Raw genomic sequence first — 22,904 nt, forward strand, 5'->3', positions numbered from 1 at the left:
GACTCCTACATCCGCTGGTATAACGAAAAGCGTATCAAGATTTCCCTCGGTTCACTTAGTCCCATGGAATACCGTGAGAGCCTAGGACTTATAGCATAAACCAGTCCAAGTTTTACGCTGCACCCCCAGTTAGTCAATTTTCAGTGCAAATCAACAGTAAGATTTTCGTTGGCAACGAAAATCAGGTTTGCTCAGGTTTTTTTAACATGCTGACGCTAACAAATAACAAAGACAAAAGCATCAATACCAGGCTAATCGCATTAATGACTGGAGTAGCGCCTTCTTTCATGCGGCCATACATCAACACAGTGAGGGGTGCGTCACTGCCAGTCAGCATATAGGTCGTATTGAAGTTTTCGAAAGAAAGTAAAAAAGCAATTGCCGCTGCACCCAGAAGAGCAGGTCGCAGATAGGGTAGCGTGATAGTCAAAAAGATCGTGCTGCGGCTGGCGCCAAGGTTTTGTGCCGCTTCTTCCAGACTGATGTCGAATCGTTTTAATCTGGCAGAAATCGTCAATGTTGCAATGCTGGCGATATAGGCGAATTGACCAAAAGCGATCAAGGGCAGGCCCGGCCGTAAAAACTCCAGTTCCATCCCAAAGCTGTTATCGGCAAATTGTGCTATCCGGCTCATGAAGGCGAGTATGGAAATGCCAAGGATGACGCCAGGAATGACGAGTGGCACCAGCATTAAAGACGATAAGAGAACTTTACCGCGAAATTCGCTGCGCTCCATCAGGAAGGCGTTGGCGGTTCCGACGAGAACTGCGCAAATACTGACCGCACTGGCGATGATCAGGCTATTCCACAAGCTGTCGCGCAATTCCATATCAAACCATAGTCCTGTACGTCCGTTTTCACCATTGGCAAGCAACCAGTCCAGGGTAAAGCCCTTCCATGGCGGCATGGGATAAGGCGCATCATTGAAGGCGAACAGCACTACCATCGTGAGCGGTAGAAACAGAAACACAAAGAACAGCAACAGATATGTGTTGCGCATGAACTTGCTGGTCTGTGATGAAGAAATGCTTGCTATCATGTTTGTTGCCCTTAAACACGTCTCATCGTGTCAGTAAAGCTTTGACCACTGAGTTTCAATCCGGCCCAGACCATCAGGCTGGAAAGCAATAACAGAAGAAAAGCAAATGCCGCACCTTGTTCCCAATTGAAACGGGTAATAAATTGCGTGTAAATTTGTTCGGTGAACCACATGGAATTTTTACCGCCCAATAAGACGGGGGTAAGGTAGTTTCCCAGACTGAGCATGAAAACCATGATGGTTCCCGCAGCGATACCAGGTGCAGCATGCGGCAAGATGATATGAAACAGGATATTTGCTGGTTTTCCACCCAGGTCATAAGCTGCTTCAACCAGGCTGTCATCCAAAGACTCCAGCGTATTGGTCAGTGGGATGATCATAAAGAGTAATGATGCATATACCAGACCCAGCATAATGCTGGCGTCGTTATAGAGTAATTCCCTGGGTTCGGAAATCAAGCCAACTTGAAAAAGAAATTCTGGTATCACCCCATGACTTCTGAGTAGTATGACCCACCCCAGGGTCCTGACCATTTCCCCGGCCCAAAAAGGCAGTAACACCATGGCAAGGATAAAAGCCTTGCTACGACCACGGGCAATTTTTGCGACATACCAACTGACAGGGAATGCCATTATCAATGTCACTACAGTAGCTAAAGCGGACATGGCGGCGGTCCGCACAAAAGTATGCCAATACAAGGGCTCTTTAAAAAAAATCGCATATTGCGTCAGACTGGGATGGAACTCGCCAGGGGCGACGCGCTTGCTAAAGGATAGCAACAACATTTCCAGATGTGGCAGCACGATCAGCAGACCCAACCATAGCAATGCAGGTGTCAACAGAAGGCTTAGCAGTATTTTCCGTTGCTGTCTGACGTTCATGGCTGACGCCTGAAAACATGCAGTTGACCTGCCGGAAAACAGACGTGCACTTGTTCACCCTTGCGCAGACTGCTAAGCGATATATCAAGTGGCAAGCCGGCACGTATCTGAATATGGCTGTTTTCTAATTTCAACAACACTGTCGAGTTCGCGCCATCAAACACGATGTCTTCTATGTAGGCGGTAAACTGGTTTTCTCGCTCTGTCTGGATCGGCAATTGTGGCGTCCAGATAATTGATTCAGGACGGATAAAAATATCCAGACAGTCGTTGACGTTGAACGACAGATTTTTAGGCAATACCAAGCTGAATGTATTGTCAAAGACGGCCAGCATGTTGCCAGCAGTATCGAATTGGCAGTTGGCAGAAAGACGGTTATTCTGGCCAACAAAATCAGCAACGAAAGCGGTTTGTGGCCGGTAGTATACATCTTGGGGGGTGCCGCATTGCTCGAAGCGCCCGTGATTCATGACCGCAACCATATCAGACATGACCAATGCTTCAGACTGGTCATGCGTGATGTACACGAAGGTGGTCCCTATCTGTGCCTGCAATTGCTTTAACTCCAGCTTCATATGCTCGCGCAATTTCAAGTCAAGTGCACCGAGCGGTTCGTCAAGTAATAATAAGGTGGGTTCGAGCACGAGAGAACGGGCGATAGCCACTCTTTGTTTTTGACCGCCTGAAAGTTGATGTACCTGCTTGGATGCTATGCCAGGCAGGCCGACACGTTCCAGCATATCGCCAACCTTGCGTTGGATATTCGCCTTGGCTAAACCACGTCGTGCCAGTCCATAAGCGACATTCTCACCAACGTTCATCATCGGGAATAATGCCAGATGCTGAAATACCATATTCGCAGGGCGGCGGTTCGGTGCCACATGCCTCATGCTTTCGCCACCTATGCATATATCGCCTGTGTCTGGTTCAATAAAGCCCGCTACCATACGCAGCAGCGTCGTTTTGCCACAGCCGGAAGGCCCCAGGATGGAAAAAAATGTCCCCTTGGGGACATTAAAGCTAAGTTGATCAACCGCAGTATGGGTTTGGCCGTTCGAGACATAATGCCTGGAAACAGATTTGACTTCGAGATCGTGCTGCATGTAACTCCACTCATTGATTTACGGATGCGTGCAGGCTTAATTGGATGCTTTGATGCGATCCAGAATTTTTCCTTCAATTTCTTCCAGACCTGGCGGTATAGCCGGATACCATTTAATATTTTGCATGGCAGACGGCGGGAACGATTCATTCAGTTGTGCCTTCATTTTTGCATCCATGAATTCTTCGGCGCCTTTGATCGCCGTAAAATTACCGGCAGATTTTGCCAGTCGGGCAGCAATTGCTGGGCGGGCGACAAAATTCATCCAGGCATAGGCGGCCGCATCGTTCTTCCCTTTCGCGGGAATGGCGAAACTGTCTATCCAGCCAAGCGCACCCGATTTGGGTGCAATGAATTTAATGTTGGGGTTTTCGGCGTTTAATTTCCAGCCCCCGCTATCCCACATCTGCGCAACCAGCAAGTCATTATTGCGCAAGTCATTAAGCAGTTGATCTTTGCCTTCCCAGAAATACTTCACATTCTTTTTGCATGCGATCAGTTTATTACCCGCTTCCTGCATGATTTGTTCATACTGAACGGGATTGTCGTAGGCTTTAAACGGGTTCTTGCCCAAGGCAAAGGCCATGCCAATCAGTGTTGGCCGCTTGAGACGCACCGATACTTTCGCCTGTAAATCTGGCTTGCAGATATCTGTGTAATCAAGTACCTGCAACTTGGTGTTACCAACTACAAGACCATCGGTTCCCCAAAAATAGGCCAGGCCATATGGCTTGCCATTGATAGTCGTGACCTTACGTGTGGCCTCCAGCATTTCGGGGTTGAAGTTGGCAGTCTGAATTTTGCTATAGTCCAGCGGCTTGTATATTCCGAATTCTTTTACCGGGCCGCTAATCCTGTCCTGGCTGGGTTGGGCCAGATCGAAACCCGCGCCACCAGTCGCGCGTAATTTGGAAATCATTTCCTCATTATTGGACAAGGTAACTTCGACAACAATACCTGTTTCTTTGGTAAATTGCGCTACGACATCCTTGGGGGCATAATCCGCCCAAGTCAATAGACGCAGCTTTTCAGCCGCACTGCTGGCTTCAGAATATACCAATAAGGCGCCACACAGAACAGCCGCTACACGTGGGAAATGTCGCATAAGGATTACCCATTTCTTAAATAAAAGCACCGTCTTTCATAAAAATATCACAGTGCAATGAGTTACAAAAAACCACGAATATCTTTGTTGTTAGAAAAATTTATTCAAGTTTTATTTGCTGGTTTTTTTTCAAATCAAACATATCTATCAAATCCCCCCAGCCGCAGGACGATCCAAAATACGTAAGGCTTGGCTTTGTCGAATGTCGAATGTCGAATACGGAGTTTGATAAATTCTGACGAGGCATTGATATTGTTTGATACAACTACAGCCGGGTATAAACCCAGCTGTAGTTTGGGGCTGTCAATTTTATAGCTTACCGCTGAAGCTCAAAAACATCTGACGTGGCGCACCAGTCAATAAAGTGGCGAATGTGCCATTCGGATCAGATGTGGCAAAACCGTTAGAGCCTATCGTGCTGTAATATTGTTTGTTCAACAGGTTTGTGACGTTGAACTGTATCTTTACATCTTTTAGTGCGCCTATGGATTTTTGCTTGTAACCCACAGACAGGTTACTCAGCCAATAGGATGGCACTTGGGCGTCATTCAAATACGTGTAATAACGCTTGTCCGTAAATTTACCGCCAACACGGGTAAACCAGTTTTCAGTTTCATAGGAAAGCTCGGTGTTGAACATCACTTTCGGCGTATCAACAACCTGCTTGCCCTCTACCGCAACGATCCCGCCATCAAGGTAATTCGACTTGTATTTTGAGTCGTTATAAGTGAAGGAATTAAACCATGAAAATTCAGGTGTGATACTCCATATCGCTACAGCCTCCAGCCCATTGGTCGCTACCTTACCAACGTTGACGAAGGTGCTAGGACAACCAACGATGCCTGGGCAGTTTGCGACATTCAACAGTCGATCATTGAAATCGGCATGGTAGATCGCAACGGAGCCTTGTATATCGTTACGCTTGAAACGATAACCGACATCTAGCGTAGTTGACGTTTCTGGCTTGATATTGGTAACGCTGGTATTGAATGAAGTTTGATTTTGCGAAAACGGACCATTAACGCCAGGTTGATAGGCGCGCATGTTTTGCGACAAAGAAGCAAACAACTCATCATTTTTACTCAGGTTATAGTTCAAGCCAATCTGCGGCAAAAAGGTTTTTTTTGCAGTCAGCGAGCCAGCAGCACGGCTACCCACCAGGCTGGTTGCATCGATGCTTACTTTTGGTGTCTTGAAGCCGAAGTTCAGCTTCATGGCTCCATCCATCATGGACATGGAATCTTGCAAATACATTTGCGTCGTCGCAGTATAGAATTGTTGCTTGAACCCTGTGCTGATCGGATTGCTCAAGAAGTAATTGGTATCGTATGGTCCGCTGGCTGCATAGAAATTACGTGTCAAAGTATGATTGCTGCGCTCAGTCCAAAAACCGGCACTAATTTCGTGTTGGCCGATATCCCAGTTCAGGTCGCTGATCAGGCCATCGCGTGAAATGGCATATTCAGTAGTGCGGATAGAAATTGGCATCGTAGGCGAACTGGCATTATATGGCGTATACCAGTGACCCTGGCCTTCATTGCTATGGTGATACACCGTGGTTTTCAAGTCAGCAGACTCGCTTAATTTCATACGCAGGGTGGCACCAGCCAGGCTGTCTTTACGCAAGCCACTGCCCATATAATAAGCATCGTCGAGGCTGTTGACGCCACCTGTAAAGATACCGTTTGCGGCATTTACAGCACGTTGCCAGTCAGGCGCATAATTGTCCCAGTTATAGCCCAGACGACGCGTCATATCCAGAGACATATCCTGATAATCGACTTCTTTGCGATCAGAATAATTGAAGAAGGCACTGATACGGTTATCGCCAAAATCATGTACCACTTTAGAGTTGAATTGATCCTGGTCTTGACCACCGACACCCTTGGTCTTGTTTGTGCGCTGACGTGTTGCGCTCAAATAGAATTTTGTGCCCGTTGCCAATACACCCGAATCAATACGGGCAAATGTACGTGAAGTATTGTCGCTGCCTATGGTTTGTTCACCAGTGAAACCAAAGTTGGCAGTCGGGTCACTGGAAAAGAATTGGACAGTACCACCAAGATTGCTTGTCGATGCAGTGGATAATGAACCAGCACCTTGCGACAAGGTGACGCGACCAATGTTTTCTGAGGAGATGGCGCGGCTGATGTGTAAACCGTTATTGTTACCATAGCTCATGTCGCCCAACGGTACATTGTCCAACGTGAAGCCTAGCTGACTTTGATTGAAACCACGAATGCTAAATCGGGTGGACCATTCATAAGCACCAAATGGGTCAGCTGACTGAAAGCTTACCCCCGGTAATTTGTCCAGTGTTTTCAGTGGACTTGTTCCTGGCGCGACTTTTGTCATATCGTTGCGCGTAATGTTTTGTACCTGGCGACTCTGGCCTGTACCTAACACAGTGACTGTTTCTACTTGAGGAGTAGTTTCTTCTGCATGCGCAATTAGCGCGAGTGCTTGCAAAACCAGGATACATGCAGATTTTAACGTGAAATGACGTGACATAAATATGCTCTTTGTTGTAAGTGGAAATCAATGGTTTTCTCTTGCCAGAACTAGCGCACTATGTGTGATTGATATGGAAGTTCGTGATGCAAACCAGTTGGAGCCTGGAAGGCAAAGAATTTACTCAACCTGCAGAATTATTTTTGAGACGGGGAGAAAAGTGTGCATGCAACGGCATCAGACTCTTTCAAACAGAAGCTCAAACTAAAACTATGTAAGTACGCATTGGGACGAGAGAATAACGGTGCTTGATTACAACTTTGTGACACAGATTTTTGTTGGATTTTTGCGAAATTCATACGTACGTCATATGAATAATATAGAAATATATTTTTAATATATTTAAAAATGACTGATAGTTCTTTGTGATGGCATGGTTCCGAGAACGGCCAAGTGTCGTATATTGAAAGGCTAAGTGGTCAGATTTCCGGGCGCAGTTTTGCTTACGCAAATATCTCTGTTGTTCTTTTTGCGTGCTGAATTAGCCCGCTGCATTTGCCTTTCCTTAACTGCATGGCAAATGCCGCGCCCTTGTCCCAAAATCTCTTAAATCCTAAATAGCTAAACCCTTTGTGGCATTGCTGAATGCTTCGCCCTGCCAAGGGACTTAGCCGTATTGGTCTTGAGACAGCAGGAGAACTGGAATGAAACCTGATCGATGGCGCTGGTGTTTGAGCGACAGCCCCCCACAATCACATCCGTCGATTATGCTGCTACCGCCTGTAAGGAATGCACGGGCTGTGCTTTATCATTGGTCACATCGACTAATGCCGCGTCAAACTGGTAAGCACTCGCGTCATGCAGCTTCCATGCGCCATCACCAAGCAACTGCAGAACATGGGTATGGTGCTTCAGCACAGCAGGCCGGTGCGCGATACTGATCAGTGTAACGCCGCTCTCCCGCAAGCGCGCATACAGAGCCGATTCATTGGCGCTGTCAAGTGCGCTGGTCGCTTCGTCAAGAATGACAATGCTGGGTGCATGCACCAGGATGCGGGCGAATGCCATGCGCTGCTGCTCACCGACTGACAGTAGCTTCTCCCAGTCATGCACCGCAGACAGACCGCCTACACGTTCGGCCAGTTGTGGTAGGTACACCTGATCCAGAATTTCCAGCAAGTCTTCGTCGCTGAGTTCTGAGTTGGCACTAGGGTAGATCAACTGGCTGCGCAGTGAACCCGTCTGTAAATAAGGTTGCTGCGGCAGAAAGAAGAAATTCTCCAGCGGCGGATGGTGGATGAGGCCGCTGCCGGTGTGCCACAATCCGGCAATTGCGCGCAATAGCGAGCTTTTGCCGCAGCCGCTGTCCCCGGTAATGAGCAGCGCTTCGCCTGGTTGCAATGCAAGGCTCAACTCCTTGATCAGCACACGTTGCGATTGGGGTGGATGCAGTGTGACCGATTCCAGCGCGAACTGATTGCCTGGACGTAGCTGGATGCGCACAGCCTCAACATCAGGCGCCGGCTGGGGTGCTGTCTTTGGCAATACCAGGTCGGACAATGCCTGCAGGCGACCGACTCCCGCCACGAAGCGGCTCAGGCTCTCAAAGTTTTCCACGATCACCCCCACCGCCCCGAGCACGGCAGTAAATGCCCCTACCGCCTGCGTCGCGCGCCCTACTTCCAGCTCACCCGACAAAACTTGCTGGGCAAGTATCGCCACAGGCAGCACCAAAGTAAGCTGACTGAAGGTGCGCTGATACAAGTTCAGAGAACGCTGCTTCTTGATCAGCTTGTCGTAGTTTTGAATGACACGGTGGAGTTTGCTGTCGATGTGCGCGCGCTCCTGCGCTTCGCCGCGATAAAAGGCGATCGATTCTGCATTTTCGCGTACACGCATCAGACTGTAACGGAAGTCCGCCTCGCGCCGCAGTTGCCAAAAATTCAGGTGTATCAAAGGGTTACCAAATGCATACAGCGCGGCGCCGGTACCGACGAGCGCATACACCACCAATACGCCGACCAGCAAATGCGAGATCGACCATAGCACAGCGCTGAACGCCACTAGTTGCATGGCAGATCCCAAAAAAATCAGCAGGAAATTAATCGACCTGCCTGTGAAGCTATTAATGTCTTCGCTGATACGCTGGTCAGGGTTGTCCAGACCGCTGTCAACACCCAGTGCGTAGTATTTACGATCTTTGAGATAGCCGTCGAGAAAACGTCCACTGAGCCAGCGTCGCCATTGGTTGGCGAACAAGTCGCGCATGTAATAGTAGAAAGCATAAATCGGCACAGCAAAGACCAGCACCATCAGGCAGGTTCGCATGGATGCCCAAAAGCGCACTCCCTCCTTTGCCGCCAGTGCCGAAGTCATTTCTCCGGCCTGATCGTTCAGCATCACGGCGAACTTGGTTTCAAACAGCATTAACACGATCAGCAGCACTAGAAGTGTCCAGGCTCTTTTCCATTCTTCACCCAGCCAGTAGGGCTTGGCGACATCAATGAATTGCCGCCATGCAGAAAGTGAGAGGAACGCAGTGCGGCGCCTCTTGGGTGGTGGTGGAACACCATCAGTTTCTACATCGGGGGACGCGTCGCTTAAGATAGTCATGGTCAGATTTCGTGGCTAGGTTTTTCTTTAGAACGCATTTCATCAATAATGTGAAATGCGTTCTGCCTAGTATGGGATCTGGTGCAATATCGTTCTGTGCGGAAACGGACATAATTCTGCATCGCAGGCCGAAAAAGCGGGAAATTTTATGATGAGTGGCTCGAAGTGTCATAGCCGCGGTGCGTAGGTAGTTGGGCAGTCGTATGTCAATACGCATAATTGTTAATTTAAAACCATATGCAGATTCGGGTCTGAAAGAACTGGAATTTGAGAGCTCACATGACCATAAAGCATCCTTCCGGCCTCGCCAGGAAGTGGGAAGTGGGAAGTGGGAAGTGGGTCAGACTAACAGGGCATTTCAACTGCCAAACGAACATATTGAGTTCAGAGTCGAGAGTTAAATGAGTATCGACAACTGTCGCATCCACCGATTTCGCCTGATGTTTTTCATTTGACAATTTTATCCTGCTGTAACAAAAATCTAGTTAAATTGTGAATAAATGTAAAACTTGTCAGAATTTGAGTTGTCTTTTTCTAACATGGCAGTATTCCATCTGGTTTGCCCAAGGTTTGCCAGCAACCATTCTTCCATGAGGTAAGACGATGAACACAATTTACAAGACCAGATGGATTTCCTGGCTGCTGCAAGCCAGTATAGTGACCCTGCTAAGCGCATGCGGGGGTGCAAACGATAGCACGGTTGCCACTGCGCCGCAGACAAGCCAGCCAAGTCCGGCACCGGCGCCCGGCAATCAATCTTCGTTGATGAATGCACTGGCACAAGCAAATAGTAATGCGCCAGCAACATTGAGCGCCGCTTTGGGGCACAAAAGTCTGTCCAGCGTCGCTGTCACGCCGCAAGTCTTGTTTACCGATACACTCAGTGGGCCGACCACAGGTGGGGAAAACAACAAAGGCGCCTACCTTTCCATTTTCGGCAGAAACTTTGGCTCTGCGAGCGATCTGGGAACCAATACAAAGGTCTACATCGGTGACATCGAAGTCGCCAACTACCGTTATTTGGGCAATGCAAAATCAAGCGGCAAGACTGGCCTGCAACAGATCACCGTTCAGGTAGGCGCACTTGGCGGTGCCCCTACGGGAACAGCGCTACCGGTAAAAATCGTGTTTAACGGCGCATCCTCGAATACAGACAATACATTTACGCCAAGTTCAGGGCGGATACTTTTCGTTTCCCTGTCTGGATCTGACACAAGCGCAGTTGCAAACAACATCGCCAAGCCGTGGCGCTCGCTGCAAAACATGAGCACGCTCAAAGGTGCTTATTTTGCCATGCAAACTGGTGACCATGTCGTCATACGTGGCGGTGCGTGGCATGATGCCAACGGCCAGGACAGTACCTGGATGCGTTTTGGCAGTGGCACCTATGCCAGGAACGGCAGCCCCTCGGCATGGATACATATCACTGCCTATCCGGGGCCTGTCAACGGCAACGCCATAGAAGATGTTCACTATACGACGCCAGCTGGCGCATCCGGCGGCATAGCGGGGCCCTGGTCTGCCATCGCGGGAACCTCAGGTGAATTCATATCGGTTTCCAATTTAAGGATGGATATCGCGGGCGGCGCCAGTCGTGACGCTGCGCCTATCAATTTCCAGTACACCGCAGGCCCATGGCGCGTGGTCAACAATGAGCTGGGCCCCTGGATTGCTGGCAATTCTGTGACGCTCAATGCAGCGGGGGTTTCCGGGCACGGCAACGGCAACAAAGTCTTGGGTAACAACATCCATGATATTGCAGGTACCTCTGAGCTTCAGAATCATGGCATCTACGCCGACACCACGGCACAGAACTGGGAAGTGGCCTACAACTGGATACACAATATCACTGGCGGTTCCGCCGTGCAGTTCAATGATAATGAAGGCGGTGCAGGCTCAGTGACGCTGCCTCATGGCGGCATATGGCAAGGTTTCACCGGCATCAGGATTCATCACAACTGGCTGGAAAACGCAGCGAAATACGGCATCAATTTCAATGACCAGGGCAGCACACACAAAGGCACTTATGAAGCCCAGAGCTGGAATAACGTCATTACCGGCACGAAGCTTTACCCTATACGCATCAATTCAACCGCCACGACACAAAATATGTGGTTTGCCTACAATACAGTGTATAACGCCATGACCGGGGCTTCTGGAAACAAAGCCTACATCATGGATGAAGGCTTTGGTAGTGGTGCGGGCATACGCAACAAGTTCTACAACAATATTTTTGCCTTCGGCCCTGACACTCAAGCAGGCACAACATGGTTGATTGATTACAGTACGCCATCCACAACCACAAGTTACGACTTCAAACAGAACCTGTATTTTAGTAATGGACAAACTGTGGCATTGCCGGCCGTACTCGGCGATAACCTGGCGATTTCTGCCAGCCCTCAGTTCAGGAATGCGTCGACCGGAGACTACTCATTGCTGGCGACCAGCCCTGCGGCGGATGCGGCCACGCAAGCTGGTCTTTTTGTCGTCAATGACGACATTCTGAATACCTTGCGTCCGCAAGGCACAAGCAAGGATATTGGTGCCTTTGAACTCATCGGTGGTGGCACGGGGCCTATCTCGACGCCTGTCAACGGCGTATGTGGCAGTGCTAACGGCCAGTCATTCAGCGTGGCACCAAACAGCAATCTTTGCTCAGCAGGCACCGCTTCATCAGTATCAGGAAGCGGATCGTGGAACTGGAGTTGTTCTGGCACCAATGGCGGCGCAACGGCCAGTTGCAGTGCCGCTATCGCTTCAACTCCTGATCCTTCTGGCCCACCCAGCGTGACACAACAATATTCTGGCGTCATTACAGCCGGAACGAGCGCCCATCATTTTGCGACGAATGTTTCGGCAGGTAACTGGATACTGGTGACTGTGGGCGTGAACAATAACGCGGTTGGCGTATCGGGAACGCTCTCTGACAATCAGGGGCATGCTGATATCAACTCTTTCACATCTCTGGGGCGCATCTATGTTGACGGAATGGGAACAGACCTGTACGCAGTCAGGGCGTCAACATCAGGTGCCTACGCACTGACAGTCGGGATTCCCAACCAGGGCAGCATACACATGGTGGAAATCCAGAATGCAGATGCTGTCAATTTGCTGGACGTTCCTTTAGAAACTAGCTCCGGGCCGCGATTTGCCTCTACTGCACAATCTTCAAAAACACAAATCACGACCAAGTCCAATGATCTGCTTCTTGCGCTGGTTGATTTGGGAATCGGCAGTTCCATTCCGTTCAGACCCAACGGATCCTGGCACCTGGTCAGTCCGGAGGCAGGTACCTACATCACTTCGCGTATTTACGAATGGCGCCCGGACACGATAGGCACATTTGATGTTTCCGGAAGCATCAGCGGTAGCGGTGCCGGTTACCCTGGCTGGGAAACGGTACTCATTGTGATCAAAGGACAGTAAAACGCCTCTCGTAGCAGTTTGTTGCTTATTGCTGTTCCTTGCTTTCGCTCTGTTGATGAAATGATTTCTACCCAGCGTGTCGACTCAAACGGCACTCTGGGTAGATGAACGTGTTACTCCATAGAGACAGTGCCATCCCCATATTCTTCTATCGCAGGGTCCAGGTTCTGCGGTGCATGAAGTATAGCCGGCCCTCTGGAACAAGCTTGCCTTGTCAGATATTCCGTCAACCCTTCAGCTTGCACTGCTGGTGGGATTATCGCTTGCATTTCACTCAATAATTCTTCAGTCGCCCTGACTATCCATTCCACGCTGCGGTACTTTGGCGAGACGATCTGGATGTTTTGCGAATCAGTCTGATCAAAAAAGCCGTGCTGCAGTTTGTGCCTGACGTAGGAAAGAGCAGTGATGCCGGGAATGGTGCGCTGTTCCAGATAAGCCTGTTTGCCGCTCTCATCATAGCGAACGACGATATCTGGAAACTCGTATCCCTCATCTTCCAGCAGCGCTTCGCTGACGACCGTTGGCAACAGCGGTCTGGCATCTTCATGGCCTACCTCAAACAAAAGTATCTTCTTGAGCTTCTTCATTTCCTTTTGTTGCTCGGTGTCGGTCTTTTGAATGGCGATAGTCGGGAAGTAGTCGCGGATGAAGGCATTGGATTTGTTGATCAGCTCGTCCCTGCTGACCTCTGGCCTATTCTGGAAAAAACGATCATCCATGTCCATCATTTTCCAGGCATGGTTCAGGTCATGAATGAGGAATTCGAGTGGGGACTGCCAGAATTCATCCACATAGACAGGCTCTGTTGATACGCCGATAAAATACACAGGCGTGCCGCGTATTTTCATAAGGTCAGTGGCAGAGATATTGTCAAAAGTCGGGATGATGATAACGTCAGGAATCCGGCGCATCAGCTGTTCATAGCGGTACCAGTATTTCTTTTGAAAATGGGTACTCAGGTGTTTGTCGGTGCGGCATGCCACATCAAAGAAGCCGACGGCCTCGAACAGGATACGCAAGGTAGGCGCATACGGGCACATCGCGCCGTTCTTTATCGTCACGTGGTGAAATTTATGCAGCAACTGTTCGCGCATAAAAGAAAGCGCAGCGTTGTCACGGCACTTGGCTTCCATCGCCGGGAGCATCATCTGGCTGCGAAAATAGTCAACCACGGGCAATAGTTCAAGGACGGATGTATCCAGACTATTGTCATGCGACTCAAATCGTGTGCGCAATTCACGGTATAAGTCTACCGGGTTTTTGACCCACTCCCTTATCCATTCGTGATGGGAAATACCCTGCGTCTTGGTGAAATTTTTTGCCACCAGCGCAGCGGCTATCTGTTTATGATGGCCAAATGCAAAGGCAGCTTCTTTTGCGTTCGGTGTTGTCATTACACTTTCAGGCAACCACCTGCCTTGAACGCCCTCGGTGTCGGAAATTTCTATGAGAAAACCAAGGGTGTCGACGATATGGCGTGGATCTGATGGAACGGCAATTTCTTTGAGATGGTCGCGATATCCGTGTGTAACGGTTCTGTCCATGTAGATGCGGGCTTCGTTTTTCGCTTCTTTTCCCACTGCATCTCTTGCTTCACTCCGCACAAAATAGTATTTGCGCCCGTCTGCTTCTGAGATGCCATATTCTGGTACTGCCGCTCCAAACACTTTACTGCCCGTTACCCGCAGTGCTGCAAAAATATTGGCTGGAATGCCTAGGCCGTTGTGCTCGTCCTCGTCTTGCAACAGCCCACCCGGCAGAGCCATGCCTTCAGGGAAAACCGTGCGTTCCAGCGTCAGAAATTCCCGCCCACTTTGCCCGTCGCGCATCACCAGCACGTCAACTGTCTTGCGAACCATGACACCCTGGTCAATGCGTTGTTTCGCCAGGGTCTGAAGCTGGGTATCCGACAAGAGCGCTTTTACTACTGCCGACTCACTGGCGACATCCAGATATCTTGCGATGCTATCTTCAATGCCGTTCTTGCGGACAGGGTCACGCAGACGATGGAACCAATAAATCATGTACAGCAGCGATTCTGCATAGAGGCTGGCCGGATAGCTTTGTGTATTGAGACTGACCGAATTTTTTTTCAGTATTTCAAAAACAATTTGCGCTGCACTGTCTGCTGGCAGATCCGGGAGTGAAGAGACAGGATGGAGGTTCATTTCTGGGGTTTCACTATTATCCGGTAACCCGGGGTTCGACGCAGGCACGTTCAATGTCATATTATTTTCCGTAAAAATGTTGAATGCTGAATGTCGGCATGAAACTGGCCTTTATTGGGATGTGGCATTACCACCCATCCGCATTCCAAAATGTCGGCAAATCTTAACTGAAACCAGCCATCTGTCATACCTTTTGATACAGACAGGCAATGGCACAAACCGGCAGACAAAATCCCTGCCAAATCTTAGTAATACCACTGATGCTGACAGCGCGGACTGGTCTGATCAAATATGAAAGAAAATCAACATGAAGTTAGCATTTTAGCCTTATTTCTCCTGGATTTCACTGCCTGTAACTCAAGTGGTATTTAAGTGGATAGATAATCATAAAATCAGTTGACTCGCATATTCAAGCCCTACATGCTTAATTTTTGAGCGGCTGGTTGCAGCAAGAACGAGCGCCTCAAGAATGTATTTTGGAGAGTAAAAAAACTTTATCAAATTTCGAAAAATCATGGGGGAGACGACAGTGGAAAATACAATTTTAAGAAACCTGATTCAAAACATGCTGGTGTGCGCAACCAGTGGCGGTCTATTGGTGGCATGTGGCGGTGGTAGTGGCAGCAGTACTGCTCCTGCAAACGCAGCACTACCTGCACCACCGGCAATCGCTTCTACGGCCTGCTATACCGCCTGGGATGCAGCAACGGCTTACAATGGTGGCGCTTTAGTCAGTGCGGGTGGCAATAATTATGTGGCCAACTGGTGGACAAAAAATGACAATCCTGCCACCAATAGCGGTGCCTCTGGAAGCGGCAAACCCTGGACAGGCAAAGGGGCATGTGATGCCACGCCTACGCCAACCCCTACTCCGACGCCGACTCCAACCCCTACTCCAACGCCAACGCCCACACCAACTCCGACACCAACTCCCACACCGACGCCCACTCCAACTCCAAGTTGTTCTGCCTATGTCGCCGGCACCCAATATGTCGCTGGAAGAGTGGTCAGTAATGCAGGTGGCTTTTATCGTTGCGATGTGGCGGGTTGGTGTTCGACAGGCGCTTCTGCTTACGAGCCAGGTGTAGGCTGGGCCTGGAACAGTGCCTGGACTTCAGTTACGTCCACTGCTTGCCCCACTCCGACTCCGACGCCGACTCCGACTCCAACACCAACACCAACACCAACACCAACGCCCACACCAACCCCGACACCTACTCCAACGCCTACGCCAGTCCCAGGCCTGGCCAAGCATGCTCTGGTAGGTTACTGGCATAACTTTACCAACCCAAGCGGTAATACTTACCCTATCGCACAAGTCAGCAATGACTGGGATGTCATCGTCGTGTCGTTTGGCGACAATGCGGGTGGTGGCAATGTGAGTTTTACGCTGGACCCCAATGCAGGTAGCGAAGCGCAATTTATTGCGGATATCAAGGCCAAGCAGGCGCAAGGGAAAAAAGTGGTGTTATCGCTGGGCGGCCAGAATGGTTCTGTATCGGTAGGCTCTGATGCAGAGGCGACCAACTTTGCCAACAGTCTGTACGGCATCATCAGCAAGTATGGCTTTGACGGTATTGACCTTGACCTCGAAAATGGCGTCGCGCAGGGTGCAGCCATCCAGACTTATCTGCCTGTCGCTGTCAAAAACCTGAAGGCGAAAGTGGGCTCCAGTTTCTACCTGTCGATGGCACCAGAATGGGTGTATGTCGAAGGCGGCTTTACCTCGTACGGCTCAATCTGGGGCGCGTATATTCCCATTATCAATGCGCTGCGGGATGAATTAACTATCCTGCATCCGCAGTATTACAACAATGGAGATATCTATACACCGTATCAAACCGCAGCACTCAAGGCAGGTTCAGCAGACCAGTTGGTGGGCACGGCAAAAATGCTGATCGAGGGCTTTACTTATGGCGGCAATACCTTTGCAGGTTTGCGCCCCGACCAGGTTGCTTTTGGTGTGCCGTCCGGACGTAGTTCTGCCAATTCCGGCTTTACCACTTCGGCAGATGTCAGCAATGCACTGAACTGCTTAACCAAGCTTTTGAACTGCGGCACCATCGTCCCCAAACAGGCTTACCCTGGCTTCAGAGGAGTCATGACCTGGTCTATCAACTGGGATAAACATGATGGCTATAATTTCTCTGCGCCGACCAAGGCTGCCTTGAAAACCTTACCTTGATGTAGAAATGCGTTGTCTGTCAGATGACAGGCAACGCATGAATAGCTGATACAAAAAACTGCGCTCCGGCATACGTTCGAAGCGCAGTTTTCTTCTTATGAAAGATTGTTGATCAGAAGTCGTGATTAGCCGGGTAATTACTGAAGAAATCATTGTCCCATCGAAAATTTGTCGCAGCGATAGTGACAGAAATATCCAGTGACTCTACAAAATGCCACCAGCCCACAGGCAGGAACAAGACCTCACCTGGCTCCAGCACGCATTCCAGCACGGGCACATCCCGCATCATGGGGAAACGCTGTACATCAATCTCGCGGCCATCGACCGGTGTAAAGCAATGGCGTTCATTTTGCAGTTTGGCGAGATGACATGGCGCGATAAGTTTAACGCGCTTGCGCCCCATGATTTGCATCATGAAATTATTAGTCAGGTCATGATGAAACGGTGTGATTGTTCCAGCGGGGCCAAACCAGAAAAAACCCTGCTTGCCCTGGTCTGTCTTCAGATATTCTGGCAATGACGGTACGTCATTCCACAGTTCACTGAGCGCGCTGCGGTTGCTGGAGTCGTTATTGGCGGTCATATACATATCATTGCTATGGCCACTATTTTCGACCAAATCTATATACTCTCCAAAGCGCATCAGACGCTTGTGCGCAATGCTGTTCATTTCATAATTGGCGTCGCTATTACGGCCAAATTGCACTTCCACTTGGCGTTCAGAAAAATGCTCGCGGAAGTAAGCAAGATTCCAGTGGCTGCGCGCCGCACAATCACCCAGCATGCCGGTGATGATGACGGGGCGATTTTGCTGATAATAGTCATGTAAAAACTGCTCGCCAGATAACTGCTGCTTGCGCTCCAATGTCATCGGCTCTATCCGATCGAGTTTGGCGGCAATAGCCAATACCCAGTCACGCTTGTCGAGTCGATTCTTGAGCCTTTGCACACCTTGAAAATAAGGGCTGGATAAAGCCGCGCTGATTTCCAGCCTGGCGGTGTGCAGACTGTAGCCATTTTTTTGCAAGACGTTTTCCAGCGTTGCCGGATGTGCGCCGAGAAGCAGATTTTCTGCGATCCAGCGACGCCAGTCATCACTCATCGTCTGGGGTGGCTGAGTTGCCTGCGTTGCCCGCACATGCAGACCGGATTGTGCATTCATTTGCTTTCCTCTCGCTAAAAAACTGCGGATGTGATTTTATATACGCATCACATCCGCAGCCATGTACGTCAAGTCAGGATTAACGTCCCTTCCAGACTTCACTACCCAGGGTGCCGCTGGCATCGCCATCAAGCTCCCAGGTAAATGCACCACGCAAACCCTGATCGCGCACATACTTCATCTTGATACCGATGACCGCAGGATCATCATAACTCCACCATTCGCCATTGGTGGTCAACAGCATCAGTTGCCTGGTCACCGGGTGCAGGGTGCGGGTACCAGTCTTGTTCTTCAAGACTTTGTAATCCTCTATCCCTGCTTCATAGGTGGCCGGCGCAGCCCCTCCAGTCGTCTGATACAGTCCGTTTCCATTTGGCCCGGCACTGACGTTTTTCCAGCCGCGCCCGTAAAACGGAATACCCAGCAAGATTTTATTGCGTGGCATACCGGCTGTGACCAAGGCCTGGATGGCGTCATCGCTATTGTACTTGGCGAGCACGCCGGTGGATGGGTCTGCACTGTCATGGTACAGCGGTGAATGGAAATTGGTGGTGTTTTCCCAACCGCCATGGAAATCATAAGTCATGACGTTGACCCAATCCATATATTGGCTGTAAAACGCAGGTTCGGTCTGGGCGATTTTTTCAGTACCCGCACCTATCGCTGCCGTCAGGGCGTATCGCTTATTGTCCAGTGCCCCTTGCGCATCGAGTTGCGCACGGAATTCTGCCATCAACAAGGTAAAGTTATGCTTGTCATTGGCAGCGTCGACCGTGTTGTATGACTGCCCGCCACCGCCTGGATATTCCCAGTCGATATCAATACCGTCAAACACCCCCTTGGCAGCGCCCGGGCCTCCGCGCCCATCTTGCACCGGCAGATCGCCCGCGATAAATTGTTTGACGCAAGAGCTCGCCAGTTGCTTGCGCAAGGCATCGGTTTTTGCCGCAGCAGAAAAGAATTTCGACCATGTCCAGCCACCAATTGAAATGAACACTTTCAGATTCGGATGCGCTGCCTTGAGCAACTTCAGTTGCGCAAAATTACCGGTCAGTTTGGCATCCCAGGGTATGGTTTTTCCGTCGACAGTGCGTGCAGGCTGGCGCTGGTAATCGGCAAAGGCATCACCACCGGTGCCAGCATCGGCTGGTGGCGGGTTGTTATTGCCGGTCTCTGCCTTGGTGACCATATCACATTCATAGCCGCCATTTTTGGCATAGACATTGCCAAAGGCATAGTTGATGAAGGTTAGTTGATCTGCGATGCTGGTCTGCACGCCATTCACTGGCGTCTGCGTGGTATGTATATCCGCCACCTCATAGGCACGGCCATAAACGCCCCATTGCGCGAAATACGAACCAACTTCGCGGCCACCAACTGGTGTCGGTGTCGGTGTCGGTGTCGGCGTCGGCGTTGGCGTTGGCGTTGGCGTTGGTGTTGGTGTTGGTGTTGGTGTTGGCGTCGGCGTCGTGCAGGCATTGGAGGTTACCGCAGTCCATGCACTGCTCCAGGCCCAGCCTACACCAGGCTCATAGGCAGATGCGCCCGTTGAGCACCAGCCAGCGACATCACAGCGATAAACACCACCCGCATTACTGACAATGCTGCCGGCCAGATAGGCAGTGCCTGCAACATAGGGAGCGCAAGCCGGCGTTGGCGTAGGCGTGGGGGTCGGCGTTGGCGTTGGCGTTGGCGTGGGGGTTGGAGTCGGTGTAGGTGTAGGCGTCGGAGTGACCGCACTCACCTCCCATGGGCCCCACTGGTCTGCACCCGGCACATTCCCTTGCGTCCACCACTTGGCTTTATAGGTTAGGCCCTGGTAGGTAACGCAATTACCCTGAGTATAAACCTGGGTATTGCTCCAGACTGCGCAACTGCTGGGTACCTCTGCTGGAGGCATCGCCATGTGCGCGCCAGTCTTGGGTGTATCTGTCGAATTATCAGTGCTGCTTCCACCGCCGCAAGCTGCCAGCATACCGCTGACCAGACTGAGCACCAGGTGATTAACGCGAATTCCAGTTCTATGTCTCATCCTATTCCCCCTGAACTTTTAATAGACGAATGCCTCAATTATGCGAGGTCATTTTCGTGATGGTAGTTTCATTTTGAGTAGAAACCACGGTCAACGATGTTGCCTAAATACTCATGGGTCAAGTGGTTTTTTTGAAAACAAAATATTGCTATGAGAAAAGAGTCCAATTGAAATACATCAGCATTGGAAAGCGAGAATTGAAGGGCGTAACGATAAAAACAAGCGTGGCACGTTAAATACCATAACAATACCAATAATTTAAATTAATTAAAGTGGTATTGCTACAATAAACAATGCTTTAAATTTGAAAACGCTGACATCTTGCCGCGGCAAGGCGCGAAGTGGCCGCTAGTCTCGGCTCATCATCGCCAGCCAGACTAAAAGCTAAAACCCGACCTGTCGCATTTATCGGTGGTGGACGACAAACCTGCAGCAGGTGGGATCTGTAGACTTGCTCTTCTGTTTTGCTCGGGATAAGAGCATGCCGGAAGCATTATTCCATGTGCAGACTGGCCAGCACCTTTCGCAAGAGGCTGAGCAGTTTTATGCGTTCAGCTTCTGAAATCCCGCCGAAAGAGTCGCCAATAACTTGCTCAGCAATGATCTGCCCTTGCGCCAGTATGTGCTTCCCCTTGGGCGTCAGCGTATGGATCAAGGCACGACCAGCGCCTTGGTGGCGTTCCAGCAGACCATTTGCAATCATGCGCGTGGCAAGGGTACCAAAGGATTGATCAGTCTGGAACGTCTCCTCTGCCAAAGCATGTCCAGAAGCCCCGGGATGCGCCTCAATAGCGCGCAAGGCATCCCACTGTGCCAGCGTGGTATCTATCTCGCGCAAACCCGTTTCAAGGCGACGATGATTAAAGTTTTGAAGTCGCTTGACAGAGCGACCGAGTTCCAGGGAATGCGTAGTCATCACATCAATCTAAAGACGGTTATTTGAATATGAAAAATCACTAATATAAATTCAGGATAAGTTCAACATAAGCTTAGTTTAAGCATACTTATATAAGAAACTTTATTTTATCATGCGCTATTTGCAATATGGATAAAGAAAAAATATCTGCGTATTGTCTGGCTGATCAAATCAAGTTTCAAATAAACCGAAAATTAATTCAAAAAGCTTTGGTAAGCACGCATCAGTTGCCCTTATTTTTCATCTGCACGCCACTACCGTCATTCCGCTTTATCCATCAAACAAATAATCATTTATACCTGATATCTATTGGACGGATATCAAGGCGATCCCTATCATCTGCCTATCATCCTGTCGAAAGAATCCCATGAAAGCACTTAACATACGCCATTTTTGCCAAGTATCTGCAGTTATTCTCGAAGATACGCCCCTTCCCATTCCAGACCCTCAACAAGTCATTGTCCGCATTGTTGCAGCAAGTGTAAATCCATTGGATTTGAAAATTATGACGGGTCAAAAGCAGGTGGCATTTCCAGTCGATTTTCCTTATACGCTGGGCACTGATTTTGCCGGTCTTATCGAAACCATCGGTGGTGACGTCACTGGCTTCAAATACGGCGATCGCGTGGCTGGCCGTTTAAATCCCCGTACCGGTGGCGCTTTCGCCGAATATGTGACCGTGTCTGCCGATGCCTTGAGCATTATTCCAGCCGGTGTCAGTGACGAGCTGGCAAGCGCCTTACCGACCGCAGGCGGCACTGCTTACCAGGCGCTGATTAGTGTAGGCCAATTGACTAAAGGTCAGCATGTACTGATACACGCCGGAGCTGGCGGTGTTGGCAGTTTTGCTGTGCAACTTGCCAAGCAAGCCGGCGCCTATGTCGTCGCGACAGCTTCTGAAGGTAATTTGGATATGGTGCGTGAACTTGGTGCCGATGTCGTGCTTGATTATCGCAATGAAGAACTTCTACAGCATGTGAAAGGGATGCATCTGGTGCTTGATACCCGTGGAGGGGAAACACTGGAACGCTCGTGGCCAACGCTCAGGTCAGGTGGAACAATAGTATCGATCGTTGATAACACTATCGAGTCACGCGGCGATATTCAGGGTGTATTCACAGCCATCAAGCATGACGCATCCGTCCTGACGACGCTGCTGCAGGAGGTCGACGCGAAACGCCTGCGCGTGATTCTGGATTCGACACATACTTTGGACACCGCGCATATCGCTCTCGACAAGCTTGCCGCTGGTCACGCTCGCGGCAAAGTCGTCATCCGTACCAGCAACTAAACCAATGAAGCACTAAACCATTTCAAGAGAAACCACCATGTCCAAGCTTTTTAAATTGATCGCCACAACCACCATCCTCGCAAGTGCTTTTGCCGTACAGGTGGCAAATGCTGACGACGATCGCAGCATCGTCGAAGCGTTCTACAGCAAACTACTGAGCGGCACTACCAGTCCGGATCTGCAAGCCAGAATGGCAGAAGTGCTTGCGCCTGACTGGCAAAGCAGGGGCGACTATGGAAACGTGGCAAAGACACGTGAGCAATTCCTGGCGCAGCTTCAAGGAACAGGCACTGTCGTCCCCAACTTGAACTGGAAGGTCGAAGAAATTCTTCAGGCAGGTAACCGTTACGTGGTGCGCGGGCATGCCACTGCAACACCGGTAAAGAACTTCCTCGGTGTCGAGCCGTCCTCACGCGGTTTCGAGATCATGTCCATCGACATCCATACTGTTGAGAACCACAAGATCGTCAAGTCTTATCATGTCGAAGACTGGCTCGGTGCAATTGAACAACTCAAAAGCAAGTAATCAA

At 50.0% G+C, this 22,904-nt stretch carries 15 protein-coding genes; 5 read left to right on the top strand and 10 right to left on the bottom strand.

All coding sequences use genetic code 11. The features are described from left to right. Positions 1-99 (top strand): IS3 family transposase (locus tag ACO0LH_RS27240; protein WP_422943293.1); only part of this gene is annotated, 99 nt, incomplete at its 5' end. Positions 100-181: 82 nt separating this feature from the next. Here the strand turns inward: ACO0LH_RS27240 and ACO0LH_RS27245 are convergent. The 6 genes from ACO0LH_RS27245 to ACO0LH_RS27270 all read right to left on the bottom strand — a co-directional run bounded on the left by ACO0LH_RS27245 (position 182) and on the right by ACO0LH_RS27270 (position 9,191). After that, a complete protein-coding gene (locus ACO0LH_RS27245; protein WP_422944296.1) occupies positions 182-1,039 on the bottom strand; it encodes an ABC transporter permease in 858 nt (285 codons plus the stop codon). An 11-nt stretch (positions 1,040-1,050) separates the two neighbouring features. Beyond that, the gene (locus ACO0LH_RS27250; RefSeq protein WP_422944297.1) at positions 1,051-1,920 is read right to left on the bottom strand and encodes an ABC transporter permease; all 870 of its coding nucleotides are present in this window, start codon (positions 1,918-1,920) and stop codon (positions 1,051-1,053) included. Beyond that, complete coding sequence (locus tag ACO0LH_RS27255) at positions 1,917-3,023, bottom strand: ABC transporter ATP-binding protein (RefSeq protein WP_422944298.1); 1,107 nt, start codon at positions 3,021-3,023, stop codon at positions 1,917-1,919. Before ACO0LH_RS27255 ends, ACO0LH_RS27250 begins: the two co-directional genes overlap by 4 nt. A gap of 36 nt (positions 3,024-3,059) precedes the next feature. After that, positions 3,060-4,127 carry an extracellular solute-binding protein gene (locus tag ACO0LH_RS27260; protein WP_422944299.1) on the bottom strand — a complete coding sequence of 356 codons (1,068 nt, stop codon included), beginning with the start codon at positions 4,125-4,127 and terminating at the stop codon, positions 3,060-3,062. A 309-nt stretch (positions 4,128-4,436) separates the two neighbouring features. Continuing rightward, positions 4,437-6,638: a TonB-dependent receptor gene (locus ACO0LH_RS27265; RefSeq protein ID WP_422944300.1), complete on the bottom strand. Its 2,202-nt coding sequence runs from the start codon at positions 6,636-6,638 to the stop codon at positions 4,437-4,439. Between the two features lie 705 nt (positions 6,639-7,343). Continuing rightward, positions 7,344-9,191, bottom strand: a complete 1,848-nt coding sequence (locus tag ACO0LH_RS27270; RefSeq protein ID WP_422944301.1) for an ABC transporter ATP-binding protein/permease — start codon at positions 9,189-9,191, stop codon at positions 7,344-7,346. Between the two features lie 603 nt (positions 9,192-9,794). Between ACO0LH_RS27270 and ACO0LH_RS27275 the strand changes: the two genes are divergently transcribed. Then, positions 9,795-12,617, top strand: a complete 2,823-nt coding sequence (locus ACO0LH_RS27275) for a choice-of-anchor Q domain-containing protein (RefSeq protein ID WP_422944302.1) — start codon at positions 9,795-9,797, stop codon at positions 12,615-12,617. A gap of 113 nt (positions 12,618-12,730) precedes the next feature. Here the strand turns inward: ACO0LH_RS27275 and ACO0LH_RS27280 are convergent, their stop codons facing one another. Next, a complete protein-coding gene (locus tag ACO0LH_RS27280) occupies positions 12,731-14,848 on the bottom strand; it encodes a hypothetical protein (RefSeq protein ID WP_422944303.1) in 2,118 nt (705 codons plus the stop codon). Positions 14,849-15,317: 469 nt separating this feature from the next. On the opposite strand from ACO0LH_RS27280, the gene ACO0LH_RS27285 reads away from it, so the two are divergent. Next, positions 15,318-16,973, top strand: a complete 1,656-nt coding sequence (locus ACO0LH_RS27285) for a chitinase (protein ID WP_422944304.1) — start codon at positions 15,318-15,320, stop codon at positions 16,971-16,973. Between the two features lie 112 nt (positions 16,974-17,085). Here ACO0LH_RS27285 and ACO0LH_RS27290 read toward each other — a convergent pair whose 3' ends face one another. The 3 genes from ACO0LH_RS27290 to ACO0LH_RS27300 form a co-directional block, all read right to left on the bottom strand. Beyond that, positions 17,086-18,135 (bottom strand): cupin-like domain-containing protein, encoded by a 1,050-nt coding sequence (locus ACO0LH_RS27290; RefSeq protein ID WP_422944305.1) that lies wholly within the window; start codon positions 18,133-18,135, stop codon positions 17,086-17,088. A 79-nt stretch (positions 18,136-18,214) separates the two neighbouring features. Continuing rightward, on the bottom strand, positions 18,215-20,167 hold the full coding sequence (locus tag ACO0LH_RS27295) for a glycosyl hydrolase family 18 protein (protein WP_422944306.1): 1,953 nt from the start codon (positions 20,165-20,167) through the stop codon (positions 18,215-18,217). 493 nt (positions 20,168-20,660) lie between these two features. Then, positions 20,661-21,083 carry a MarR family winged helix-turn-helix transcriptional regulator gene (locus ACO0LH_RS27300; RefSeq protein WP_422944307.1) on the bottom strand — a complete coding sequence of 141 codons (423 nt, stop codon included), beginning with the start codon at positions 21,081-21,083 and terminating at the stop codon, positions 20,661-20,663. A gap of 367 nt (positions 21,084-21,450) precedes the next feature. Here ACO0LH_RS27300 and ACO0LH_RS27305 point away from each other — a divergent pair, with 367 nt between their 5' ends. Further along, positions 21,451-22,374 (top strand): NADP-dependent oxidoreductase, encoded by a 924-nt coding sequence (locus ACO0LH_RS27305; protein ID WP_422944308.1) that lies wholly within the window; start codon positions 21,451-21,453, stop codon positions 22,372-22,374. Positions 22,375-22,411: 37 nt separating this feature from the next. Beyond that, positions 22,412-22,900 carry an ester cyclase gene (locus tag ACO0LH_RS27310; RefSeq protein ID WP_422944309.1) on the top strand — a complete coding sequence of 163 codons (489 nt, stop codon included), beginning with the start codon at positions 22,412-22,414 and terminating at the stop codon, positions 22,898-22,900. Positions 22,901-22,904 lie beyond the last annotated feature (4 nt).

This window comes from Undibacterium sp. TJN19 (assembly GCF_049339485.1).
In the GTDB taxonomy this organism is placed as follows: Bacteria; Pseudomonadota; Gammaproteobacteria; order Burkholderiales; family Burkholderiaceae_D; genus Undibacterium.

Coding starts and splice junctions, on each gene's coding strand:
- ACO0LH_RS27280 (WP_422944303.1), bottom strand. CDS start 14,848: ATGACATTGAACGTGCCTGCGTCGAACCCCGGGTTACCGGATAATAGT.
- ACO0LH_RS27300 (WP_422944307.1), bottom strand. CDS start 21,083: ATGACTACGCATTCCCTGGAACTCGGTCGCTCTGTCAAGCGACTTCAA.
- ACO0LH_RS27275 (WP_422944302.1), top strand. CDS start 9,795: ATGAACACAATTTACAAGACCAGATGGATTTCCTGGCTGCTGCAAGCC.
- ACO0LH_RS27310 (WP_422944309.1), top strand. CDS start 22,412: ATGTCCAAGCTTTTTAAATTGATCGCCACAACCACCATCCTCGCAAGT.
- ACO0LH_RS27250 (WP_422944297.1), bottom strand. CDS start 1,920: ATGAACGTCAGACAGCAACGGAAAATACTGCTAAGCCTTCTGTTGACA.
- ACO0LH_RS27255 (WP_422944298.1), bottom strand. CDS start 3,023: ATGCAGCACGATCTCGAAGTCAAATCTGTTTCCAGGCATTATGTCTCG.
- ACO0LH_RS27265 (WP_422944300.1), bottom strand. CDS start 6,638: ATGTCACGTCATTTCACGTTAAAATCTGCATGTATCCTGGTTTTGCAA.
- ACO0LH_RS27260 (WP_422944299.1), bottom strand. CDS start 4,127: ATGCGACATTTCCCACGTGTAGCGGCTGTTCTGTGTGGCGCCTTATTG.
- ACO0LH_RS27245 (WP_422944296.1), bottom strand. CDS start 1,039: ATGATAGCAAGCATTTCTTCATCACAGACCAGCAAGTTCATGCGCAAC.
- ACO0LH_RS27290 (WP_422944305.1), bottom strand. CDS start 18,135: ATGAATGCACAATCCGGTCTGCATGTGCGGGCAACGCAGGCAACTCAG.
- ACO0LH_RS27270 (WP_422944301.1), bottom strand. CDS start 9,191: ATGACTATCTTAAGCGACGCGTCCCCCGATGTAGAAACTGATGGTGTT.
- ACO0LH_RS27305 (WP_422944308.1), top strand. CDS start 21,451: ATGAAAGCACTTAACATACGCCATTTTTGCCAAGTATCTGCAGTTATT.
- ACO0LH_RS27295 (WP_422944306.1), bottom strand. CDS start 20,167: ATGAGACATAGAACTGGAATTCGCGTTAATCACCTGGTGCTCAGTCTG.